General features: G+C 26.3%; 15 protein-coding genes. 8 read left to right on the top strand and 7 right to left on the bottom strand.

Features of this window, described 5'->3' with window-relative positions:
• Nucleotide 1 precedes the first annotated feature (1 nt).
• From Q1J60_RS01175 to Q1J60_RS01160, 4 genes are all read right to left on the bottom strand, one after another.
• The gene (locus tag Q1J60_RS01175) at nucleotides 2–394 is read right to left on the bottom strand and encodes an FMN-binding protein (protein WP_300257378.1); all 393 of its coding nucleotides are present in this window, start codon (nucleotides 392–394) and stop codon (nucleotides 2–4) included.
• Nucleotides 395–626: 232 nt separating this feature from the next.
• The gene (locus tag Q1J60_RS01170) at nucleotides 627–1850 is read right to left on the bottom strand and encodes an LPXTG cell wall anchor domain-containing protein (protein WP_300257375.1); all 1224 of its coding nucleotides are present in this window, start codon (nucleotides 1848–1850) and stop codon (nucleotides 627–629) included.
• Nucleotides 1851–1985: 135 nt separating this feature from the next.
• Nucleotides 1986–2948 carry an FAD:protein FMN transferase gene (locus tag Q1J60_RS01165; RefSeq protein ID WP_300257373.1) on the bottom strand — a complete coding sequence of 321 codons (963 nt, stop codon included), beginning with the start codon at nucleotides 2946–2948 and terminating at the stop codon, nucleotides 1986–1988.
• 311 nt (nucleotides 2949–3259) lie between these two features.
• Nucleotides 3260–3439 carry a hypothetical protein gene (locus tag Q1J60_RS01160; protein ID WP_300257370.1) on the bottom strand — a complete coding sequence of 60 codons (180 nt, stop codon included), beginning with the start codon at nucleotides 3437–3439 and terminating at the stop codon, nucleotides 3260–3262.
• Nucleotides 3440–3788: 349 nt separating this feature from the next.
• On the opposite strand from Q1J60_RS01160, the gene Q1J60_RS01155 reads away from it, so the two are divergent.
• Nucleotides 3789–4109 carry a heavy metal-binding domain-containing protein gene (locus Q1J60_RS01155; protein ID WP_300257368.1) on the top strand — a complete coding sequence of 107 codons (321 nt, stop codon included), beginning with the start codon at nucleotides 3789–3791 and terminating at the stop codon, nucleotides 4107–4109.
• Nucleotides 4110–4123: 14 nt separating this feature from the next.
• Entirely contained in the window at nucleotides 4124–4264 is a 141-nt protein-coding gene (locus Q1J60_RS01150) for a hypothetical protein (protein WP_300257365.1), read from the top strand.
• 187 nt (nucleotides 4265–4451) lie between these two features.
• Here the strand turns inward: Q1J60_RS01150 and Q1J60_RS01145 are convergent, their stop codons facing one another.
• A complete protein-coding gene (locus Q1J60_RS01145; RefSeq protein WP_300257363.1) occupies nucleotides 4452–8333 on the bottom strand; it encodes a glycoside hydrolase family 84 protein in 3882 nt (1293 codons plus the stop codon).
• A gap of 197 nt (nucleotides 8334–8530) precedes the next feature.
• Here Q1J60_RS01145 and Q1J60_RS01140 point away from each other — a divergent pair, with 197 nt between their 5' ends.
• Entirely contained in the window at nucleotides 8531–9289 is a 759-nt protein-coding gene (locus Q1J60_RS01140; protein WP_300257361.1) for a DUF1189 domain-containing protein, read from the top strand.
• Between the two features lie 187 nt (nucleotides 9290–9476).
• Here the strand turns inward: Q1J60_RS01140 and Q1J60_RS01135 are convergent, their stop codons facing one another.
• A complete protein-coding gene (locus Q1J60_RS01135) occupies nucleotides 9477–10019 on the bottom strand; it encodes a GNAT family N-acetyltransferase (RefSeq protein WP_300257358.1) in 543 nt (180 codons plus the stop codon).
• Between the two features lie 472 nt (nucleotides 10020–10491).
• On the opposite strand from Q1J60_RS01135, the gene Q1J60_RS01130 reads away from it, so the two are divergent.
• The 5 genes from Q1J60_RS01130 (at nucleotide 10492) to alr (ending at nucleotide 15073) form a co-directional block, all read left to right on the top strand.
• Entirely contained in the window at nucleotides 10492–11157 is a 666-nt protein-coding gene (locus Q1J60_RS01130) for a YitT family protein (RefSeq protein ID WP_300257356.1), read from the top strand.
• A gap of 388 nt (nucleotides 11158–11545) precedes the next feature.
• Nucleotides 11546–12109 (top strand): accessory gene regulator AgrB, encoded by a 564-nt coding sequence (locus Q1J60_RS01125; RefSeq protein ID WP_300257353.1) that lies wholly within the window; start codon nucleotides 11546–11548, stop codon nucleotides 12107–12109.
• 1 nt (nucleotide 12110) lies between these two features.
• The gene (locus Q1J60_RS01120; RefSeq protein ID WP_300257350.1) at nucleotides 12111–12233 is read left to right on the top strand and encodes a hypothetical protein; all 123 of its coding nucleotides are present in this window, start codon (nucleotides 12111–12113) and stop codon (nucleotides 12231–12233) included.
• 170 nt (nucleotides 12234–12403) lie between these two features.
• Nucleotides 12404–13498, top strand: a complete 1095-nt coding sequence (locus tag Q1J60_RS01115; RefSeq protein ID WP_300257347.1) for a sensor histidine kinase — start codon at nucleotides 12404–12406, stop codon at nucleotides 13496–13498.
• A 414-nt stretch (nucleotides 13499–13912) separates the two neighbouring features.
• Nucleotides 13913–15073 carry an alanine racemase gene (alr, locus tag Q1J60_RS01110; protein ID WP_300257344.1) on the top strand — a complete coding sequence of 387 codons (1161 nt, stop codon included), beginning with the start codon at nucleotides 13913–13915 and terminating at the stop codon, nucleotides 15071–15073.
• Nucleotides 15074–15166: 93 nt separating this feature from the next.
• On the opposite strand, the gene Q1J60_RS01105 is transcribed toward alr, so the two are convergent.
• Nucleotides 15167–21052: an alpha-N-acetylglucosaminidase TIM-barrel domain-containing protein gene (locus Q1J60_RS01105; protein ID WP_300257342.1), complete on the bottom strand. Its 5886-nt coding sequence runs from the start codon at nucleotides 21050–21052 to the stop codon at nucleotides 15167–15169.
• Nucleotides 21053–21174 lie beyond the last annotated feature (122 nt).

The raw sequence follows: 21174 nt of genomic DNA, 5'->3' as shown, positions 1-21174 counted from the left end.
CCTATTTAGCATTTTTCAATGCATTTTCCACAGCTAAAATTATTCCCTTAGAACTGTAAGTTGCTCCACTTATTGAATCAACATTTGAATTCTGTTTTTCAATTATTGTAGGTATAAGCTTTGTAGCTTCATTTAAATAACTTTCATCATCATCTGAACTTAAAATGTCTATTTTTTTTATTATTCCATTTTGAACTTCAAGAGATACCTTAGTTTTCCCATTAAATCCTTCTCCTTCACCTTCAAAAATTCCATCTTTTAAAACAACTGAATTAGCAGTAATGCTATGCTTTTCATCTTTACTTTCTTGTACACTAATACCTTTTTCTGAACAACCTGAAAGTGCTACTCCTAATGCAATAGTGCTTATTGAAAAAATTAACTTTTTATTCATCACAATACTCCTTTAAAAAACTTAATATATCTTATTAAGTTTATTTTTAATAAGATATACTTAATATAAAGTAATTTGTATAATCAACACTTATACTGTAAATATCAACATAGTAGTTAAAATTATTACTATGTTGATATCCATTTTATCATTTAATATCAATTTTCATTATCAATAAAATAATTGGCTTATATAGCAAAATTAATTAAATACACTTTATCTAAATAAATAATTAATTCTTCTTAAATTTTTTCATATTTAACTTTAATAAAGCTGCTAAAGAAATCAAAAATCCTCCTATATACGGTAAACTACTAGCCTCTCCTGTTTTCGGTAATTCTTTAACATTTTTCTTTTCTAATTCACTATTCATAACTTTATTAGGAGCTTCTATTTTATTTTTATCATTTTCTTCTTTTAACTTTACTAGTTCATTAATTTTATTTTCATTTGATTCTACCTTATTTTGAACTTTTTGCTTATTTTCTTTATTTTCATTTAATTCAACTTTACTTTGATCTTTTTGTTTATTTTCATTGAGTTTTATTTTTGAATTATCTATATCTACTTTATTATTAATTTCTTTTTCAACTATTTGATCATCATATTTATTTGGAACTTCAGGTATTTTTAATGTATCTTCCACTATATCTTTGTTCTCTACTTCAGGCTTTTTCTCATCAGGTTTAGTCTCTGATTTTCCTGCCTCAAGATTGCTTGGTTTTTCTTGGTTGCTTTTATCAGGTTTCTTTTCGTCAACTTTATGACTTTCATCATATTTTTTACGCTCTTCTCTAAGCTTTTTATTTATTTCTCTTAACTTAACAATATTAGGATTTGTTTCACAATACTCTTTTAATTTATCAGGATTATTATTAAGATTTTTAATTTCTTCCTCATATAAATATATATTTTCTACAGGATTTTTAACTTCATTTATTATATTTTTATCAAATTTATACTTATATTTATAGTAAATTTCCCTAGTTTCTTTAAGCATTTTTAACGTATCTTCCACTATATCTTTGTTCTCTACTTCAGGCTTTTTCTCATCAAGTTTAGTCTCTGATTTTCTTGAATCTGTGTTAATGTCTTTTATCTTAATTAATTCAACTATAGCTAAATCTAAATTATCTCTTGTAGTTTCAACTAACTTATTAGTTAAATTGTCCTTTTGATCAACTACTTTTATTGCCTTTTCTAATTCATTCTTTAATCTATCTAACGAACCCTTAGTATATATTGTATATGCATCTTTAGGTTGTGATAATCTTTTAGCATAATCTATACTTTTTAATAAGGCTTTATAATCTTCACTTTCAAGTATTATATTCCCTTGATTTTGCTCAATTTTCAACTCCTTCGCCTGAACCTCTTGTGAATTAATAACAAAACTCCCAATACTACAACTTAGTATGGCTGTAGTTATTAATATTGATAAATTTTTTCTATTCATATTTTTACCCCTTCCATTCAATATAATTTAATTTGAAAATCAATTATATTGTTTTATGTAAAATAATATATTACTTTTTAATCAAATAACTATTCTTACACTGAAAAATTCAAATTTTCAAATTCACTATCTTATTTAATTTAACATGAATATTTCTTTAAAATTTTCAGTAAATCTTATATTTCCATTCTTATTTATAAATATTCCTTCAATCCCCTCTATAGAATTTATAAGTTTTATTCCTTCTTCTTCACCAAGTGATAGAGCTATTGTACTTAATGCATCACCATCCATAGAATCGGCAGATATTATAGTTACTTGAACTAAATCGCTTTCAAAAGGTTTTCCATTTTTCGGATTTATTATATGATGATATATCTTGTCTTCTTTTTCAAAAAATCTTTCATATATTCCTGAAGAAACAACGGATTTATCACATACTTCTAAAACACCCAATATCTCACCTCTATCTGAAAAAGGTTTCTGAATTCCAATTTTAAAATTTTCTCCATTATCTTTTTTACCTATACACAATACATTTCCGCCTAAGTTTATTATTCCACTACTTATTCCCTCTGAAATTAAATACTCTTTTATTTTATTTGCTATATATCCTTTAGCAATTCCTCCTAAGTCTATTGACATTCCTTTTTTTCTAAGCTTGATGTGATTTCTATCAACCAACATATCTCTATAATTTACCAATTTCAAACGTCCATCAATATCTTTTTGATTAGGAATAATATTCTTTTCATTTTTAAAATTCCAAAGCATTAAAAGTGGCTGAATACTAATATCGAAATTTCCATGAGAAAGTTCACTGTAATATATACTTCTTTTTATTATGTTTAATGTTTCATCATTAACATCAAAGCCATCTATACCACTATTGTTTACATTGTAAATATCACTACCTTTTTTAGTTTTACTAAGAAGTTCCTCATAATATTTGCATAAATCAAATGATTTATTTAATATATCATTACCTTTGTTTATGCAACAACATATACTAATTTCAACAACTGTATCAAAATAAAATCTCTGCATAAAGAAATTGCTTTTAAAAAAATCATCCTTTACATATAGTGCATCTTTCATTAAGACTTTCTTATCCTCCTAACTTCACTTAATTTATTGAAATTGATTGTTATTATCATTTAATAATTAAAAAAAATTAAATAAAATTAAATAATATTTCAATTAACTTATTAACAATAATAACATAACTTAATTCATTATTTTTATCATTTTTTTCTTAATATGTGAAAAAAAATGACTCTTAATAATTTTAATATGATTTTCTATAAATTTCTTCTATATTTAAAACAGCATGAAATGCTTCTATTTATAAATTTTTTACCCATAAAAAACCTTACTAATTATCCACCTTAGGCATAACCCTATTTTTCTTATATCTCTCTCATATAATCAGCTAATTTTTCAGAAGTTTCTTTTATATCTTCTTCTCTATTCTTCTCATCATCTTGTTCTTGTAATTTTCTCATTTCATCTGCAAAAATTTTAGAACCTTCTTTAATAGATTTATTTCTAGCTTCTTTGTTACTTGTATAAGCATCAATATTTTTCATTTTATTATCCTCTTTTCTAATATTATTTAATGTAAAATAAACTTAAATTGATAACTTTTCAAGTAAAATTTTACATTATAACATTATTTTACACTACCATTTTTATTCACACAATATTAATATTATAATAAAACCCTAACAAAATTTAGAATTATATAAGCTTTTAGTTATCTTTTTATAAGTTTTTAAATACTATATATTGAATTATCCGTCAACTTATGATATTATTTATCCAATAACTTAGTTGGTTTATTCTTTAATTTATTATCTTACTAACTAAGTTTATATTCAAAATAATATATTTTAACTTAAATCATAAATATAAAAATACTTTCAGGAGGTATAAATTATGTTAGTATTAACAACTGAAACAATACCAGGTAAAGGAATAAAAGAAGTTAAAGGACTTGTTAAAGGAAGTACTGTAAGATATAAAAACATAGGTAAGGATATTACTGCAAGTTTTAAAAACTTGGTTGGTGGCGAAATGACTTCTTATACAGAAATGCTCACAGAAGCTAGACAAATTGCTATAGGAAGAATGGTAGACGAAGCTGAATCTTTAGGTGCAAATGCTATTATAGGAATGAGACTTGTTTCTTCTTCTCTTACTGCTGGAGCTGCTGAAATGGTTGCTTATGGTACAGCTGTTATTTATGAAGATGCCTAGATAGGAAGTGTTTTATGATTATAGTAGGATTAATTTCTTTGTTTTATGGTTCTATGATTCTAGGCTCTATAATTTTAGTTATTTGGGCAATAAATAGTAGAATTAAAGAAAAAAAACGTGAAAAATTTGATCACGAAAAATATAAAAAATACTAATTCTAATTTAGTGTATAAATATATTTTAGATTAATACTTATTTTATATGGTTCTTAAGATCCATTTCATATTCTAGAAAAATTCTATATTCACAAATTCTATTAAATAAGTAGCTGTATCAAAATAAGTTTTACTTTTTATCTTGATACAGCTACTATATTATAAAATAATTTTATTTCTTATTTAATTACTTTTTCTTTTTAATAGTCAATCCTCCAAGTGTAGCTAAAGCTACTCCTACTAACATTAACTCACCTGCGCCTAAAGGTGATCCAGTGTTTGGAAGATTTCCATTTTCCCCTTCATTATCACTCTTATCTCCAGAATCTTCTTTATCTTCTTCACCTTCAGAACTATTTTCTCCACCTTCTGGTTTTATTGGCTTATTATCTTCTTTATTTGGCTCTGAATCAATAAATTTTTTTATTTTATTTGTTAAATCCTCATATGCTATTACAATTTCATCATCTGAAGCATTATTATTTAATAAATACTCAATATTTTTTAATGCTTCTTCTAACTGAGTTCTTTCTTCATTTTCTTTATCTTTATTCTCAACTAAAACATCTTTTCCACGCTGAATTTCATTTTTAATATCTTCAATTATAGAATCTAAAGATACAAATGTAGGTTTTACTTCAAAGATTTCTACCTTTCCAGCATCTTTTTCCCATATTAACTTCAAAGATGCTAACTGTCTTGGATTCTTAAGCACAAGTTCATTTAAGCCATTATCTAACACTCCAAGGTCTAAATTCTCTCCATTTACAGTCTTTCCAATAACTTTTGCTCCTGATAAATTATCTATACTCTGAGCAACTGTAACTTTTGAAACTAATCTCTCATTAAAAATTCTACGTAGTAGATAATCTCCACTCTTAATTTCACCTTCTGGTATATATGCAGAGTTTAAATTATTATCTCTTATATTCTCACTTCTATCTATATAAGTGCCATCTGCAGTAGCCTTAGTCTCAAATTCTTTTACAGTTGTATTCACAGTAAATTCTCTAACTCTTGACCAACGATCCTTATATCCATTTGAAATAACTCTAACATATTTAGCTTTTACATCTAAATCTTTTATTAAAGTATCAGTTCCTTCTACAATTCCTACTTTTGTCCAATTTTCTCCATCTAAAGAATACTCAATATCTCCATCTATATAATCTCCACCTGGTCCTTGAACTAATTTTATATCTCTAATTTTCTTTTCTACTCCAAAATCTAATTGCACAAAGTCACCTTTTTTAATAGTGTCTGAGCATACAAAAGATGTACCATAATCATTGTCAGCAATAAAATCAGGATGTATATTCGCATTTGAACTTATTCTTCTATTTGTTGACACTATTCCCTTAGAATATCCTTCTAATGAAATCTTAATTTCATTAATATTAGCTTCAGTTTTTTCTTTAGCTCTTATTCTAAAGAACTTTCCTACTAAAGGAGTCTCATCTTTAAAACTAGTTCCATCACAAACTTCTTCCCACTCTATATTATCAAAGGAACTTTCTAATACAAATTTATTACTTTCTATATCTCCTAAGACTTCAAATCCAATTACATTTTTAACATCATTTATAGCAAGTCCTATGAAATCTCCCTTTTCAAATGAAACCTTATTTATATTGCTTACAGATATAATTTGATTTTCTTCCTCTGAAGACTTATTAATATTTAAATCTTTAACTTCTATATTTCCGATTAATTTTTCTTTACTCTTTCCAGTATTAACTTTAAAATCTCTAACATATAACTTATTTTCAGAGTCTAAAATAGCTCTATATCTTATAAATCTAGCCTTTATTTCTGTTTCAACTAGTAATTCTCTCTCTCCATTATTAATCTCTAACTCTGTCCAATTTTCTCCATCTAATGAATACTCTATTACTCCCTCTGTCAAAATATCTGTATCATTATTATTTCTTCCCATAAGAAGATATATATCTTTAATTTCTTCATCTTCTCCTAAATCAAATCCTATGAACTCATCTTTTTGTACTGGAGCTGCTGACCAAAAGCCTGTATCATCTTTATTATCAAACATATAATTTGGACCATGTGTTTCTTCAGAAATAAACCACTCTGAATATTTATGATCAGCAATATTTCCAATTGATGTATAAAAATATTCCTTGTCATCTAAACCAGTAGTTTCTTTATTGAAATATTCATTTCCAACTTCATGTACTTTTCTTATAAATGGATCAACCACATTGTTAGCAATTGTAGCTTTTATTTCATCTAAATTTCTAAGAAGCTTTATTCCTTCATAACTATCACTCCAAAACTCTGACATATCCTTATTTAATATGTCTTGTAAGATTTCTATGGATTTAAGTCCAGCCTTTCCATAAATCTCAAACTTTGATAAGTGTGAATCTAATTGATTTAATAAAACTTTATTTTCTAAATTAGTTCTTAATTTATTTGGCACCTTAACCATTTTAGAAAACTCACTTTGCAAATTGCTTAATTCTCCACTAATATCAGAACCTAATTCCCACTTTTCCCATAAATTATCTATAGTATTTTTAATCTCTGGTGAATCTGGTCTTCCTGTATCTAATCTAGTTGAATGATTAGCAAAAATCTTAAATTCTTCTTTCATTTCTCCTGCAATAAATTCAATAGCTTTGTCCCATGATTTTTCTGCTTCATATGAAACTGAATTCCACCCATAATCAGCTCCTGTTAAGGTAGAAATCTTTGATGAATCAGAAAATCTCATAGGATTAACTATGAATCCTGACACTTCCTCATCTAAATTTCTATCTAAATCATATATTGGTCCTAAAGCCATCTTATCTTCTTTATAATCATTAACAGGATAATTCCACCATAACATCATTTTTCTATTATATACATTTGAAACTTTCTTGGCATCTTCTAAACTAACCCCATTTGGAGGAATAACATCATTTCCTGTCCACATTACTTCAATATCCTTATCCAAAGTTTCTGCAAACTCTTTAGTATATGTCTTCACATCTTCTCCGTTGAACATTGAGCTACCCCAATATTCTACTGGAACAGTTATTAATGGTTTAACGCCATCTTTATTCTTTATAAATTCTTTATTAAATCTATTTAAAACTTCCGCTTGTTGAACTCCATTACGATTTTCTATGTCATCCCAAAGAATTGCAAAGCTTCTAACTCCCATATCATATAGAGTCTCTGCTTTCTTTATTAAAGCTTTAAAATCTACTTCTCCATCTTCTCCTTCAAACTTTATATCTAAACCTGGTGATATTGCAAAAACAAAATCCACCTTGTTTTCATTAGCTGTCTTTATAAGTTCTTTCATTCTATCTAATTCAGAATCTGGATAAGACTCTCTCCACTTTTCTCTATGGTATGGATCTGACTTTGGAGCATATATATAAGCATTCATTTTATATTCTCCATACATTTTTATTTGATCCACTCTTTCCTTTTGAGACCATGGTGTTCCATAGAAACCTTCAACTACAGCTCTCATTTTAAAACTCGGCTCATCTTTTATAATAACTTCATCTAAAATAACCTTATTATCTTTCTTTTTAATTAACTGTTTTAAACTTTTTATACCATAAAAAGTTCCTGTTTCATTATTTCCTCTTATAACTATTCTATTTCCCTCTGTATTTTCATCAGTTGCTAATACATATCCATCATCTTTACTTATTGAAAATGTGTCTACATTCATTTCTTCTAATGTATTTTCCAATTCTTCAATATTGTCATCGCGCTCTCCTATATAAATAGTAGTAGCCCCCTCAATTTCTGATTCATTGATTTTTATGCCAAATTCAGTTAACATATTTTTCAAAAGTTCAAAGGCATATGTATCTGCTAAATCTCCTCCAACTATATTAATTGAATCCTCTAAGATAAATTCACTATTTCCTATAGAAATATCTTTAGGAGTTGGATATATACTTATATCTTTAGTAATATCATTATTTTTCATATCATTTTTTAATCCCTCATCAGCTTTTACCGATACAGTTATACCAAGGTTTAAAGCCATAACAGATGCTAAACATATAGTTAACTTTCTTCTAAAATCCCTTTTAATCATAAAAATCCCCCAACATTTCATTAATATTTAATTATATTAAATACTTTTTATTCTTTATTTTCCATTTAATACATTTTTTATAATATCATACTACACATCTCTTTAAAATCGTTTTCAAATTAATTAAACAAATATTAACAGTATTAATAAATTTCTATTTAATGAACAAACTAATAAAAAATAGAAAGGGTGATTATATGAAACTATTTAAAAGATTTTATATAAGTTTATTTACTCCTAAAAGATATAAAGAACTTATTAGAACATCTGGAATCAGTGCATTCTTTTATTTACTTATTTTATCTCTTTTATTAGGTCTTTTAGCTTTTAGTAAAAATTACACTGAACTTAATAAATTTTTAATTTCTAGAAAATATGCCTTTGAAGATAAAATTCCTCCATTTGAAATTAAAGATGGAGTTTTAGACCTAAAAGATTCTAACTTTGTAGTTTTTCAAGAAGAAAATTGGACCTTTATATTAAATGATAAAGAACCTGCAAAAGACTTACTAAAAGATTATGAATCAGGAATTGCCTTTGGAAATGAATCTTTAATAATTAAATATGACAATAATAAAATTACTGAAACTAATTATTCTAGTATTAATCTCTCTTTAAATGATAATGACTTAAAAAATTCTATAAATAGTCTAGAGAAAACCTTTGGAAATACCTATTTATCCCTAATGGTTATTGTATTTATTGCTTTCTCATACATTGTAACCTTAATATTAGCTATAATAACTAAATTTATATGTAGAATAAGAAATAACCATGTAAGTTTTGGAGAAATAATGAAGATAAGTACTTATGGAATAACTCCATGCTTAGTATTATTAGCATTACTAAATTTAACAAGCTTAAATATAATTATTAGTTTTTCATTAAGCTTTTTAGTATCAATAATATATGTTTACTTTGGAATAGATTATTTAAATAAATATAATTTTAAATAGCAATACTTTTTTAAATATTATAAAAATCAACAAACTTTTAAAGCTTTAATATAAAAAATAAAAATATGGTTGTATAAACAAATTGTAAAACTTATAATTTATTTTTATACAACCACTGTATTCTTTTACTTTAAATTAATAAAATAACATCTAAATATTTAATAAATATATAAAATATATAAAGTTATTACTGATTATTATCTGCTAAAAATTCATTAGCATATCTTACCACACCACTTATATTTTTTAAAGCTTCTTCATTTAATTCTATTGCCATAAAGTTTTCTTCTGGTACTTCAAAAGGAGCTCTTATTCCCCAAGTTCCAGCTTTTTTAAATCCAAATTTAGGATAGTATTTATCATGCCCTAAAACTATTATTGAGTTATAACCAAGCTCTTTAGCTATTCTCATACCTTCTTTTATAAGTTCTCCTCCAATTCCAATACCTTGATATTTAGGTAAAACTGAAACTGGTGCTAAGGCTAAAGTTTCATATTTTCCTGTTTCATTTTCTATATTGGCTTTAGTTAATAATATGTGCCCTACTATTTCTCCTTCTTTTTCAGCCACTAGAGATAACCCATCAATAAAGTTTTCTCCTTTTCTAAGTTTACTTACTAAAACATGTTCCATATGATCACTATATTCAGCATTTTTAAATGCCTCTTCTACTAGAAGCTCTACTGTTTTGTAATCTTGCTCTGACTCTTTTCTAACAATTACTTTCATAAATATACCATCCTTTTTCATATGTTTTGTTCTTAAATTTAAAAATTAAAATATATTTTATGTAAAATACTTATTTTTAAATTTAAGAATACTATATATATTTCCTCTCTCTTATAGTATTTCAAATAAAAATAAATTTATATATATTAACCATTTATTCATGTTAAGTTTTCTTACTATATAACAACAATATTTTAAATTTTCGGAAAACCTTGTAAAAATGAATACTTTAAAGAAAAACAGATGACCACAAAGACTATTTATTGCTATTGCAGAATTACCCCTTTAATCATAATTACTATTATTTTATATGATTTGCTCTTAATATTTCTTAATATTATAATTAAAACATACAGTAATTTACTATAAAATATAATTTTAAATTCATAATTTTTTATTTCCATATAGTAGACATATTAAGTTTGCTATTTTCTTTATAGTTAAATTACGACAATTTTAGGAGAGTGATATTTTGGAATCGAAAAAGAAGATCTTGAGAAGTGTTTTATTAATTGCACTAGGTTCAAGTATCTTAGCCTTTGGTAGCTATAATTTTAACTACCAAAATAATGTAACAGAAGGTGGAGTTTTAGGCTTATTACTTTTAGTAAAAAATGTTTTTAACATATCTCCCTCTATAACTAACTTAATTATTGACTTTTCATTATTTGCAATAGGTTCTAAATTCTTTGGCAAAAAATTCTTAGCATGTTCAATATTTGCAACTTTTTGCTTCTCAGTATCCTATAAATTTTGGGAAAACATAGGATTTTTAACGCCTAACTTTACTGATAATATGTTAGTTGCTAGTGTTTTAGCAGGTATTGGAGTTGGTTTTGGTGCTGGAATAGTATTACGCGGTGGTGGTGCTTCTGGTGGAGATGATGTAATAGCCTTAATAGGTAATAAATTTACTCCTCTTAAGGTACAACATGTATATATGTTAACAGATGCCATTGTTTTATTAATGTCCTTAGTTTATTTAGATTTTAAGCAAATATTTTTCTCAATAATAGCCGTATGTATAAGTGGTAAACTAATAAGTGTCATATATGAATACAAAAATAATGGTATTAATACTAAAGATGAAAATAACGAAACTGAAGTTTTAGAGAAAAATGCTTCTCTTACAGTTTAATAATATTTAATAATATATAGAATTTAAATTAAATACTAAAGAGAGCGTGTATTAAAGTTTTAAATTTAATACACGCTCCTTTATATTTTCTATATTAAATTTTAATATATAGTATTATTTTAAATATTATTCTAAAAATACCATTTCTTAAAAACAATTAATTCTATAAATATAAATCATAAATGATATTGATAATTTTTCTCTAAAAAATTGTATATTTATTAAAAATTTTACAATATAAAACATATATTCTTTCCTCATTATGAAAAAATTGTAAATATACCTTTAAAAAAAGGTATATTCTATATAAATTAAGTATTTTTTTATTATAATGTAAGCATATTACATTTTTAATTTTTATAGAAAACTTAGATAAGAGAGATTTTTTATGAGAAACTTTTTAAAATGTGCTGTAGAATATTTGGCAAAAGATCTTGACTTTGATAAAGAATTATTAGAGCAAATTCAATATGTTGTAATTGTATTAGCATTTGAATTTATTAAATGTATTTCTGTAATTATAATTTCTGGAATCTTTGGATATTTTAAAGAAAGCTTAATAATAATTCTTAGCATGTGCTCTATAAAGCCATTTATTGGTGGTTATCATGAAGATAGCCAATTTAAATGCTTTATTGCCACATTAATTATTACTACGAGCATAATTATGCTTGTTATTTTTAACAATCTAGGTTTATTTAGTATTGTTATTTTAAATTTGTTTAGTATTTTTAGTATTTATAATAAAGCTCCAGTAATAGATAGTAGATTCCCTTTAACCAAAGAAAATTTAATCAAAAAAAATAAAATATTAAGTGTCACAAATTCAAGTATTCTTTTCTTGATATCCTTAATATTTTTTAAAATTTCATGGGTCTCTCAAACGATAACATGGACTTTGTTAATACAATCATTACTATTATTTAATAAATATAAAAAGGAGGATTTTTAAAATGAGAAAAAAAATATTATCAATGTTAGCACTATTAACTACATTAACTATCAACGCTTCAACTACTTCTTTTGCTACTATAGGATTAGAAGAAATGCCTGAATCTATGAAAAAATTTAGATAAAAATGAATAAGACTATATTTTTAGCTGATACGATAAACTCTTTTTTACAATGTGTATTATTTATAATTACAATAAATTTATGCAGTAAAAAAGAATATAAAAAACCAAAGTCAAAAATGTTATTATATATATTTATTTTGTGGACAATAATATCACTAGCAACTTTTTTTATGGGGAATTCAAGTGTTGCAACATTAATTCTTCATTTAATAATGTTAATTTTTGGAGGTATAATATATAAAGATGATTTTTTAGCTGCTGCTATTGGATTTAGTTTGATTTATGCATTAATTGTTATAACCTTAATAATTTCATCTTTTGTATATAATTTTTTGTCCCAAAATATATCATTAATAAATAAAAGTAACATATTTAATATAATTTTAATGTATTTTCCACAGTATATACTTGCCTTTTTAGTTTTATATAAAAAGAAAAGTATATACTCACTTTACAAAACTATAAAGTCTAGAAATAGTGCAATTATATATTTAATACTCTTTACAATAGTACTAGACTTTATAGCTTCATTTAATGCTATTATTAATGCAAAAGATAATCCTATATTTACAGAAATAATATTAACCTTATTATTCATATTTATAATATTTATAATAATATATTTTTCTAACATAGAAAAAAAATCAAAAGAAATTGAGCTACTAAATTTAAATTTAGAACAGAATATTAGCTCTTTAAGAAAATTAAAACATGATTATGGTTCTCAAATTTCTTATTTATATGGATTGCACCTTATGGGAAATTATCAAAAATTAGGAGAATTATTGAAAAATATAATAGATGGTAATGATAATATTATTAATAATATTGTTATGTCTCATGACACTTCAATTATATCAATGATAGTAAATAGTATTAATTTAAGAGATATTACTATATTGATAGATGAAAATGCTGATTTATTAGAAACTAATGTAAATGAATTAGACTTTCAACGCATAGTTTCTAATATATTAAGAAATTCTGTTGAAGTTTTAAATGGTAATGGTTCAATAAAAATTAATACTTATTATAGTTTTAATTATTTTGTATTAAAAATTCAAAATAATGGTCCTAAAATTCCAGATCAAATAGTAAATAAAATATTTGATACTGGATTTACCACAAAGGAAAATAAAGAAAGTAATAATGGATTTGGACTAGCTATAGTAAATGAGTTAGTAGAATCATATAATGGTAAAATTCAAGTAAGTAGTACTTATGAATTCACTGAATTTACAATATACTTACCTACAATAAAGTAAGGAAAGAAACAGATTTCTCTATTCTGTTTCTTTTTTTCAACTTTATTTTAGAATATACATAAAATTATATTAGGCTTTTTATTGCTTTAATACATTATAAGGTTTCATTTATTTATATAACCATCCAAATAAACACAATTTAATCTATTTAAACTTAATTTATAAAAAGTGTACCAACTCAATAATATTAAAACCACTCTATATAAAAATTACAATTATGGTGGTTCTTCACTTTATGTTACAATATCTTATAATAATATTATGTAGTTGAGTTTTTAAATAAAAATATAATCATTTATACTTAATAGTTTATATTAACATAATAATTTAGCTACAATTTCTTAATTTAATAATTTAAGTTGAATTTAATTAGATTAAAATCACAAAAGTGTAATTAATTTGAGGTGTTTTAAAATGGATATATGTGTTAGACCTGTATGGGCTGAAATAGATTTAGATGCAATAGCAAGTAATATGAAAGAAATAAAAAACTTAGTTGGTGAAAAAGAAATAATAGCCGTTGTTAAGGCTAATGCTTATGGTCATGGAGCTTTAGACATAGCTTCTACTCTTTTAGAAAATGGTGCTTCTAGATTAGCAGTAGCTATAATAACAGAAGCTGATGAACTTAGAGATGCTGGAATAACTGCACCTATTATGATTTTAGGCTATACTCCTATAAGTTTTGCTGAGAATTTAATAAATAATGAAATTGAACAGACAGTTTATGATGTGGAGTATGCTAAGGAATTATCTGACTTCGCATTAAAACTTGGTAAAAAAGCTAAAATACACATTGCAATAGATACAGGAATGGGTAGAATAGGTTTCCTTCCAAATGAAGAAGGATTAAATAAAGTTTTAGAAATCTGTTCTTTACCTGGAATTGAAGTGATAGGATTATTTACTCATTTCTCAACATCAGATGAAAAAGATAAAACTTATACTTATGAGCAATTTTCAAAATTAACTGATTTTAATAAAGCTTTAGAAGACAATGGTATATACATTCCGTTAAAACATGCTTCTAATAGTGGAGCTATTATGGATTTGCCTGAAACTTATTTAGATGGAGTTAGATGTGGAATTATTTCTTATGGATATTATCCCTCTGAAGAAGTAAAAAAAGAAAACTTAAAACTTAAACCAGCCCTTACATTAAAAACTAACGTAGCTTTTGTTAAAGAACTAGATGAAAATATGTATATAAGCTACGGAAGAACCTATAAAACTGAAAAGAAAAGTAAAATTGCCACTCTTCCAATCGGATATGCTGATGGATATTCAAGACTTCTTAGCGGAAAAGCCAAAGTCATAATAAATGGTCAATTTGCTAATGTTATAGGTAGAATTTGTATGGATCAATGTATGATTGATGTAACTCATATAGAAGATGTTAAAATTGGTGATGAAGTAATTCTTTTAGGTGAAGAAAATGGATTGAAATTTGATGCTAATGATATGGCTGAAATTATGGGAACAATAAACTACGAAATACTTTGTATGATTAGCCACAGAGTTCCTAGAATATATAAAAAGAATAATGAAATAGTTAAGGTAAGAAATTATATTTAATAAAATAGAGTGTATTAAAATAACTTTTAATACACTCTATTAATCTAGTCATTAAAATTTCATATAAATCCTTTTTATCTAAAAAGTTTTATTTTATCTTTCAGTTCTTAAAGTTATAGATTCTTTTGAAGAAAGCTTTCCATAACTATATTTTGCTACAATTTTAAAGTTATATATAGTATGTCTATTTAATCCTTTAAACTTATAAGTAGTCTCATCTTTTCCTAATTCAGCTACTTTTTTACCATCTTTATATAGTACATATCCTTCTAATCCAAATGAATTTTCAGGAGCATTCCACCAAACAGTTACATTTTTCTTTGAAATATTAGTTGCTTTAAAATCTCTAACTGAACTTACTATAATATCTGAAGAATTCATATCTTTTAAAGCTCCTTCTATTAAACCCTTTAATTCACATAAAACTTTATCCACATCTACTTTTAATGAATTTTCATCATTTTTAACTCTTTCAGCCTCTAAAATAGCATCTTCTAATTTTATTTTTATTCCTTCAAGATAATCAAATCCTTTAAGTTTTTCTAAAACATCATATGCTCTTTCTATCTCAGAATTTAATTCATCTTTATTAGGAACTTTTGAAAGTTCAAATTTAGCTTCTGCTTCAGTTAAATCAGAAATAGCATTATTTATAATCTCTTGATTTGCACCTTGATTGTTTAATACTTCTTTAGCTTTATCTAAAGCATTTCTAAGTTCTTCTATAGCATTAGGAATATATACTCCTTCTGCATAGTCTAATTTACTTTTTATTGTAGATATTATCTCTTCTAATTGCGCTTTATCAACTTTATTAACTGCTTCAACGAAAGTATCTATAGCTTCTTTTAAAGTATTTGTTATATTTCTAATCTCTTCTAAAGTTGTAGAACTTTCAAATTCTTTCTCAACAATTCTTATAGCTTCTTTTAACGCATATACAGATTCTTTAGAATACTGTCCATTTCCATTTCCAACTACTGCATTTTCTACCTTTTCCTTAGCTAAAAGTACCATTGATTTATATGCAGTTTCAGCACTTACAGAATCATAGTATGCATTTAATATATTTTTAAGCTCCTCATAAGCTGTGTCTATTTCACTTTGTGAAACTTGCTTTTTATTATAAACTTCTTTAGCTTCATTATTTTCTGATTTTAACTTTTTAACTTCTAAATTTACTATAGACTTTTCATTATAGTTCATACTATTCATAAGACTTGGTAATATTTCATTTAGTAAAATATCAACATCACTTATTAAAACTGCAAGTTTAGTTCTATTTATTTGAACAAATCCCTTATAGAATTCATTTAAAGCTATTTTTAAAGTGCTTATAACTTCATTAGCCTCTTTTGAATTCACATCATTTCCTAAAGCTAATTTTGCCTCATCTATTGCATTTCCAAGTAATTCTTTTGATTTAGAAGTATAATTCCCAGCCATATCACCAACTACTGCACTATTATATACATCTTCAACAACTCTTATATAAGAATCTAAACTTGAAGTAGAGTCTCCTTTGTAAATTCTAATTTCTCCAATCTTAACCTCATCACTACTAAAATTAAATCTTATAAATCTTCCTATTTTTCCTAATTTTAATATATTTGAATACATGTCTTTATTCTCTTGATTTTTACTCTCATCAACTAAATTTGTCCACTCTGTTCCATCATTAGAAAGCTCTATAGAATATTTTAATGGCGAATTCCCTTTGCTTACTATATCTATTACTGATATATCATTTTCCTTGCTTAAATCAAAAGTTACAGACTTTTTATCTTCTTTTGGAATCCAAAGAGTATTTTCATTTCCATCTCTTAAATTATTTAATTCACAACTATTTGAAGTTGTCTCAACCTTAGTCTCATCTTTCATAGCTAGATTTTCTGGAATTGCAAATACCTTTAATTCAGCAGCTGAAGCAAATCCTCCAACCCCTTCTAAAGCTACAAGTTTAACATGAGTTGCCTTTTTACTATTGAATTTTAATATTTTTAAACTTCCACTATCATCCCAATTTCCTTCAGATATTTTTCTAAAATTATTTCCATCGTTGCTTACATAAAACTCATATTTAGTTATATTTCCATTTTTAGAACCACTTCTAGGTAAGTAAGTGAATTTGTTAATTTCGTAACTTCCTCCAAGTTCTAAAGTAATACTTTGTGGCAATTTTTCTACTGGAGAATATTTTGTATGCCATATAGTATTTTCTTTTCCATCAATAGCAAACTTCGCTACCCCTTCATTTCCTACATCTGGATGCTCTGATGTTGCTGTAACTTTCATATTTCCTTGTGGTAATGCTATTGAAGCTTGTTCACCTTTATTTATAGCCTCTCTACTCATAGCTTTAATTTCAGCAATAGCTGCCCAAGCTTGATCAAATGAACCACCTGGCGCTTTCCCAGTAATGGTAGCATGTATTTTACTTATTTCTTTTTTTACAGGTATATTATATGATTTTTCATTATCCTCTGTATTAGAAGTCATATCTAGTACGGTCTCTCTATTTCCACTTGTATCTTCTACTTCTACTTTAAATTGAAATCTAAGTCCTGACTTTTCAAAGTGAAGCTCTAAAAACTCAACATTTTCTGTTCCTTGTAAATCAATAGATGTAGTTGCTGGAGTTTTTCCATTATTACTGACCCAAAGGGAATTTAAATCCCCATCTGTAATATTAGATAATGATTTCCCATTCTCTGCCTCTGCTCCAGTAACTGGTTTACCTAAAGCAACGTTAACATACTCATCTAAATTTTCTTTTCCCTCATATACCATTATTTCTGCTAACTCTGGTATTTTATATGATGGACTTAACTCTAAATTCACCCCAGTTAATGAAACCTTAACTTTTTTAGCCTTTCCAGTAAAGTCAACCTTTTCAATGACACCCTTACTAGAATAATCATTTGATTTATCTGATACTGTTAACCATTGTCCACTTTCATTCATAACTTCTACTTTATATGTTACCGCCCTATCACCAGCTTGATTTCTAAAAGCAAATTCTATTCCATCTACACTTTTAATTCCTTGTAAATCTACAGTTACACTTGAAGGATATCCTTCTTTATCAGCAACCCAAATAGTTCCTGTATTTCCATCTGTAATGTTAGTTAAAGGATTAGATTCAATTTCCCCATGAGTTTCACTACTTACAGGCTTTCCTAGAGCAATATTAACTCTTTCCACTGATTCACTTTCACCTAATATTTTATCCATATTAGTTACTGAATAATTCTCCATTGCTATCTTAGCAAGTTCTCCTAAACTTTCATTAGAAGCTTTTGTAGGATAAAGCTTATCTGTATCACTCTTCTTATTTACCCAGTCATACTCAATCTTAAACCAATCTATATTAGGTGCTTTAGTTCCTACATCTAATTCAGTTTGTAATCCATTTATCCATTTTTCCCACCTAGCATAATAGTAATCTTCAGTTAATCCTGACCATTGTCTATTAGAATAATCTTTAAGACCACCACCATCAGCATTACTTCTTGAACCCCAAGTTGTTACTAAAGCTCTAGCATTAAACTCAAATAAGTCCTTAGTCCAATCATCAGCGTCCTTAAGCATAGTTCTAGCATCTTCAATCCAATTTCCTATTAAAAATTCCGGTCTAGTTGATAATACTCTCTCTTGAATCTTAACAATTTCTAAAAACTTTCCTGAAACAAATTTAAATCTCTCTGCATTTCCATTATTATAAGCATTACACATAACCTCATAATATTCTTGAGCTGAGTTAGCTAATAATTGTTTTAATATATCAGCAAAGTCGTAAAGAAATGCATCACTATCTTTAAATTCATCATAGTTCTTTGCAAATATTTCAACAGCTTTTTCAAACTCACTCTTATCATAAACTATTTTTGAATGTCCCCAAGTTGAAGCACTTTTTATTCCAAATCCAGGTCTTGCATTTATAATAGACTCAGCAGCTCCTTGGTAATAGTCATTTCTCTTTTTATAAGCAGTGTCTAATATAATATTCCAAGCTTGTGAAATATCTCCATTAGTCTTACCATATCTTCTTTTAATATAATCTTGAGTCCATGTTCTAAAGTTTATTTGATTTCTAGTCCAAGCCATATCAAATAAAAGTTCATATGCTAAAGGATTTGTATTTATAGCCTCTGGTGTAATGCCTATACCAATCATATACTCTGAATTAGCTAAAGCCTTAGGAATTTCTGTTGCAAGTTTTTCTGGTGCTGCGTCAATACCCATTCTTCCACCAAAGTTATGAAGCATATTCCAAATCCATGGTAACTCTCTATCCTCTAATCTATTCCAATCTGAACTCACCTCTGAGAAAAGATCTAAAACCATAGCTTGGTCTTTTTTAATTAATCCTTCTAATTTACTATTACTAGGATTTCCTTGCCAGTTTTGTATAACCCAAACTGCATCATTATCATGCTGTATCATCTTATTTTGAATTGTTTCATATATCTTTCCATTATCTAAATCACCAGTATTTCCTCCCTCATGGAATGGATCTACTCCATAGAAGTTAGTTACATCTCCAAATACTTCTTTTTGCTTTTTATAAAAGACATCTGCAATTTTTTGAAAATAATCTATCTCACCTTCATTTACATATGTTTTAAGCATATCTGGTCTATCAAAACCACACCATCCACCTTGAGAAATAGTTTGTGCTTCTGGATTTTTCTTTTTAAAGTCTCTAGGCACCATACCTGAATATCCTTGAAGAACAGGATTTATTCCAAAGCTTTGCATTCTATCATGCATCTTTCTTCCAAGTTCTACTCTTTGTTCAAACCAATCATTTGGAAGTGGTCCTCCAAATCCAGTCATATTTTGCATATAGAACCAAGCAAAATATGCAGGTCCTGAAATAAACTCCTTAACCTCTTCATCACTATATCCAAATTCTTTTAAAGTTCTTCTTAGAACCTCTTCTTGTCCAATTATATCTAAGACTAAATTAACACCATTCATAGCACACCAATCTAAGAATTCTTCATATTGATCCCAATCCCAGAAAGACATTGTGTAAGAATAAGTACAGAAGTTTAATGCATATCTATACTCATATGGAGTATCTATAACTACTCTTTCTCCAACAGAGGGAATTGTTTTAGGCATTTTCAAATTAGATCCCATTATTGGATTATAACTTAAATTACAATAATTTTTTAAATAATAGTTAAATCCTGATGCTAAGGAAACACCATTATTTCCTTTTATTAAAACCTTTCCATCTTGTGAATCAGAAACCTCAAAAACATCATTTCCATTTAATTGATCTCTTATTTCAAAAATAAACTTATCTTTAAATTCTTCTCCTATTACTCTACCAACTAAATTCTTTATTTCGTTTAAAGTCTTTTCACTAGCATAAGCACTATCATTCTCAAATTTCTCATATTCAGTAGCCCATGAAGTTTCACTAAAATTCCTTGTATTAATTTTCTTAACTTCCGGTAAAATTTCTCCTGTACTTTTACCAAATACATTTATTTCAGCTATATTCACCCTGTCACTACTACTATTTTGAACTACATCAATTCTAATTTTTCCAGCTCTTACATTGTCAATAGTATGTATATTACCATTACTATCTGATACATTATCATTATTTTTATATGCTATTTTATTAAAGTTTTCTCCATCCTCTGAAGCATATATATTATATTTATACACAGCTTCATCCTTATTAAATATTTCAATCTTTGATAATTCGTAAATTCCACCTAAATCAATCTCTATCCATTTGTAATCATTTGAAGATTCCCAATATGTAGACAAATCACCATCTATGGCTAAATCAGCTGTATTGCCTCCAGTATTTCCCTTTGCAGTTACAGTAACTCCTTCTGTAATCTCAACATCAGTTGATGCCATTACATTAATTACACTTGGATTAACTAATCCAAATACAAAAGTACTTGCTAAAACACAAGCCATTTGCTTTTTAAATTTTTTACTAAACAATTTAAAATCCCCCTTCACTATATTTAATAAAACTACTTTTTGTTGTGTTTTACTATTTATATTAATATGTTTAGCAAAATAAAAAAATGTATCTTATTACAAAAACTACATAATATTACATA

The organism is Clostridium sp., from assembly GCF_029258205.1.
Lineage (GTDB): Bacteria > Bacillota > Clostridia > Clostridiales > Clostridiaceae > Sarcina.
The sequence above is the reverse complement of the archived record's forward strand: the minus strand, read 5'-3'. Positions and strand labels throughout refer to the sequence as shown.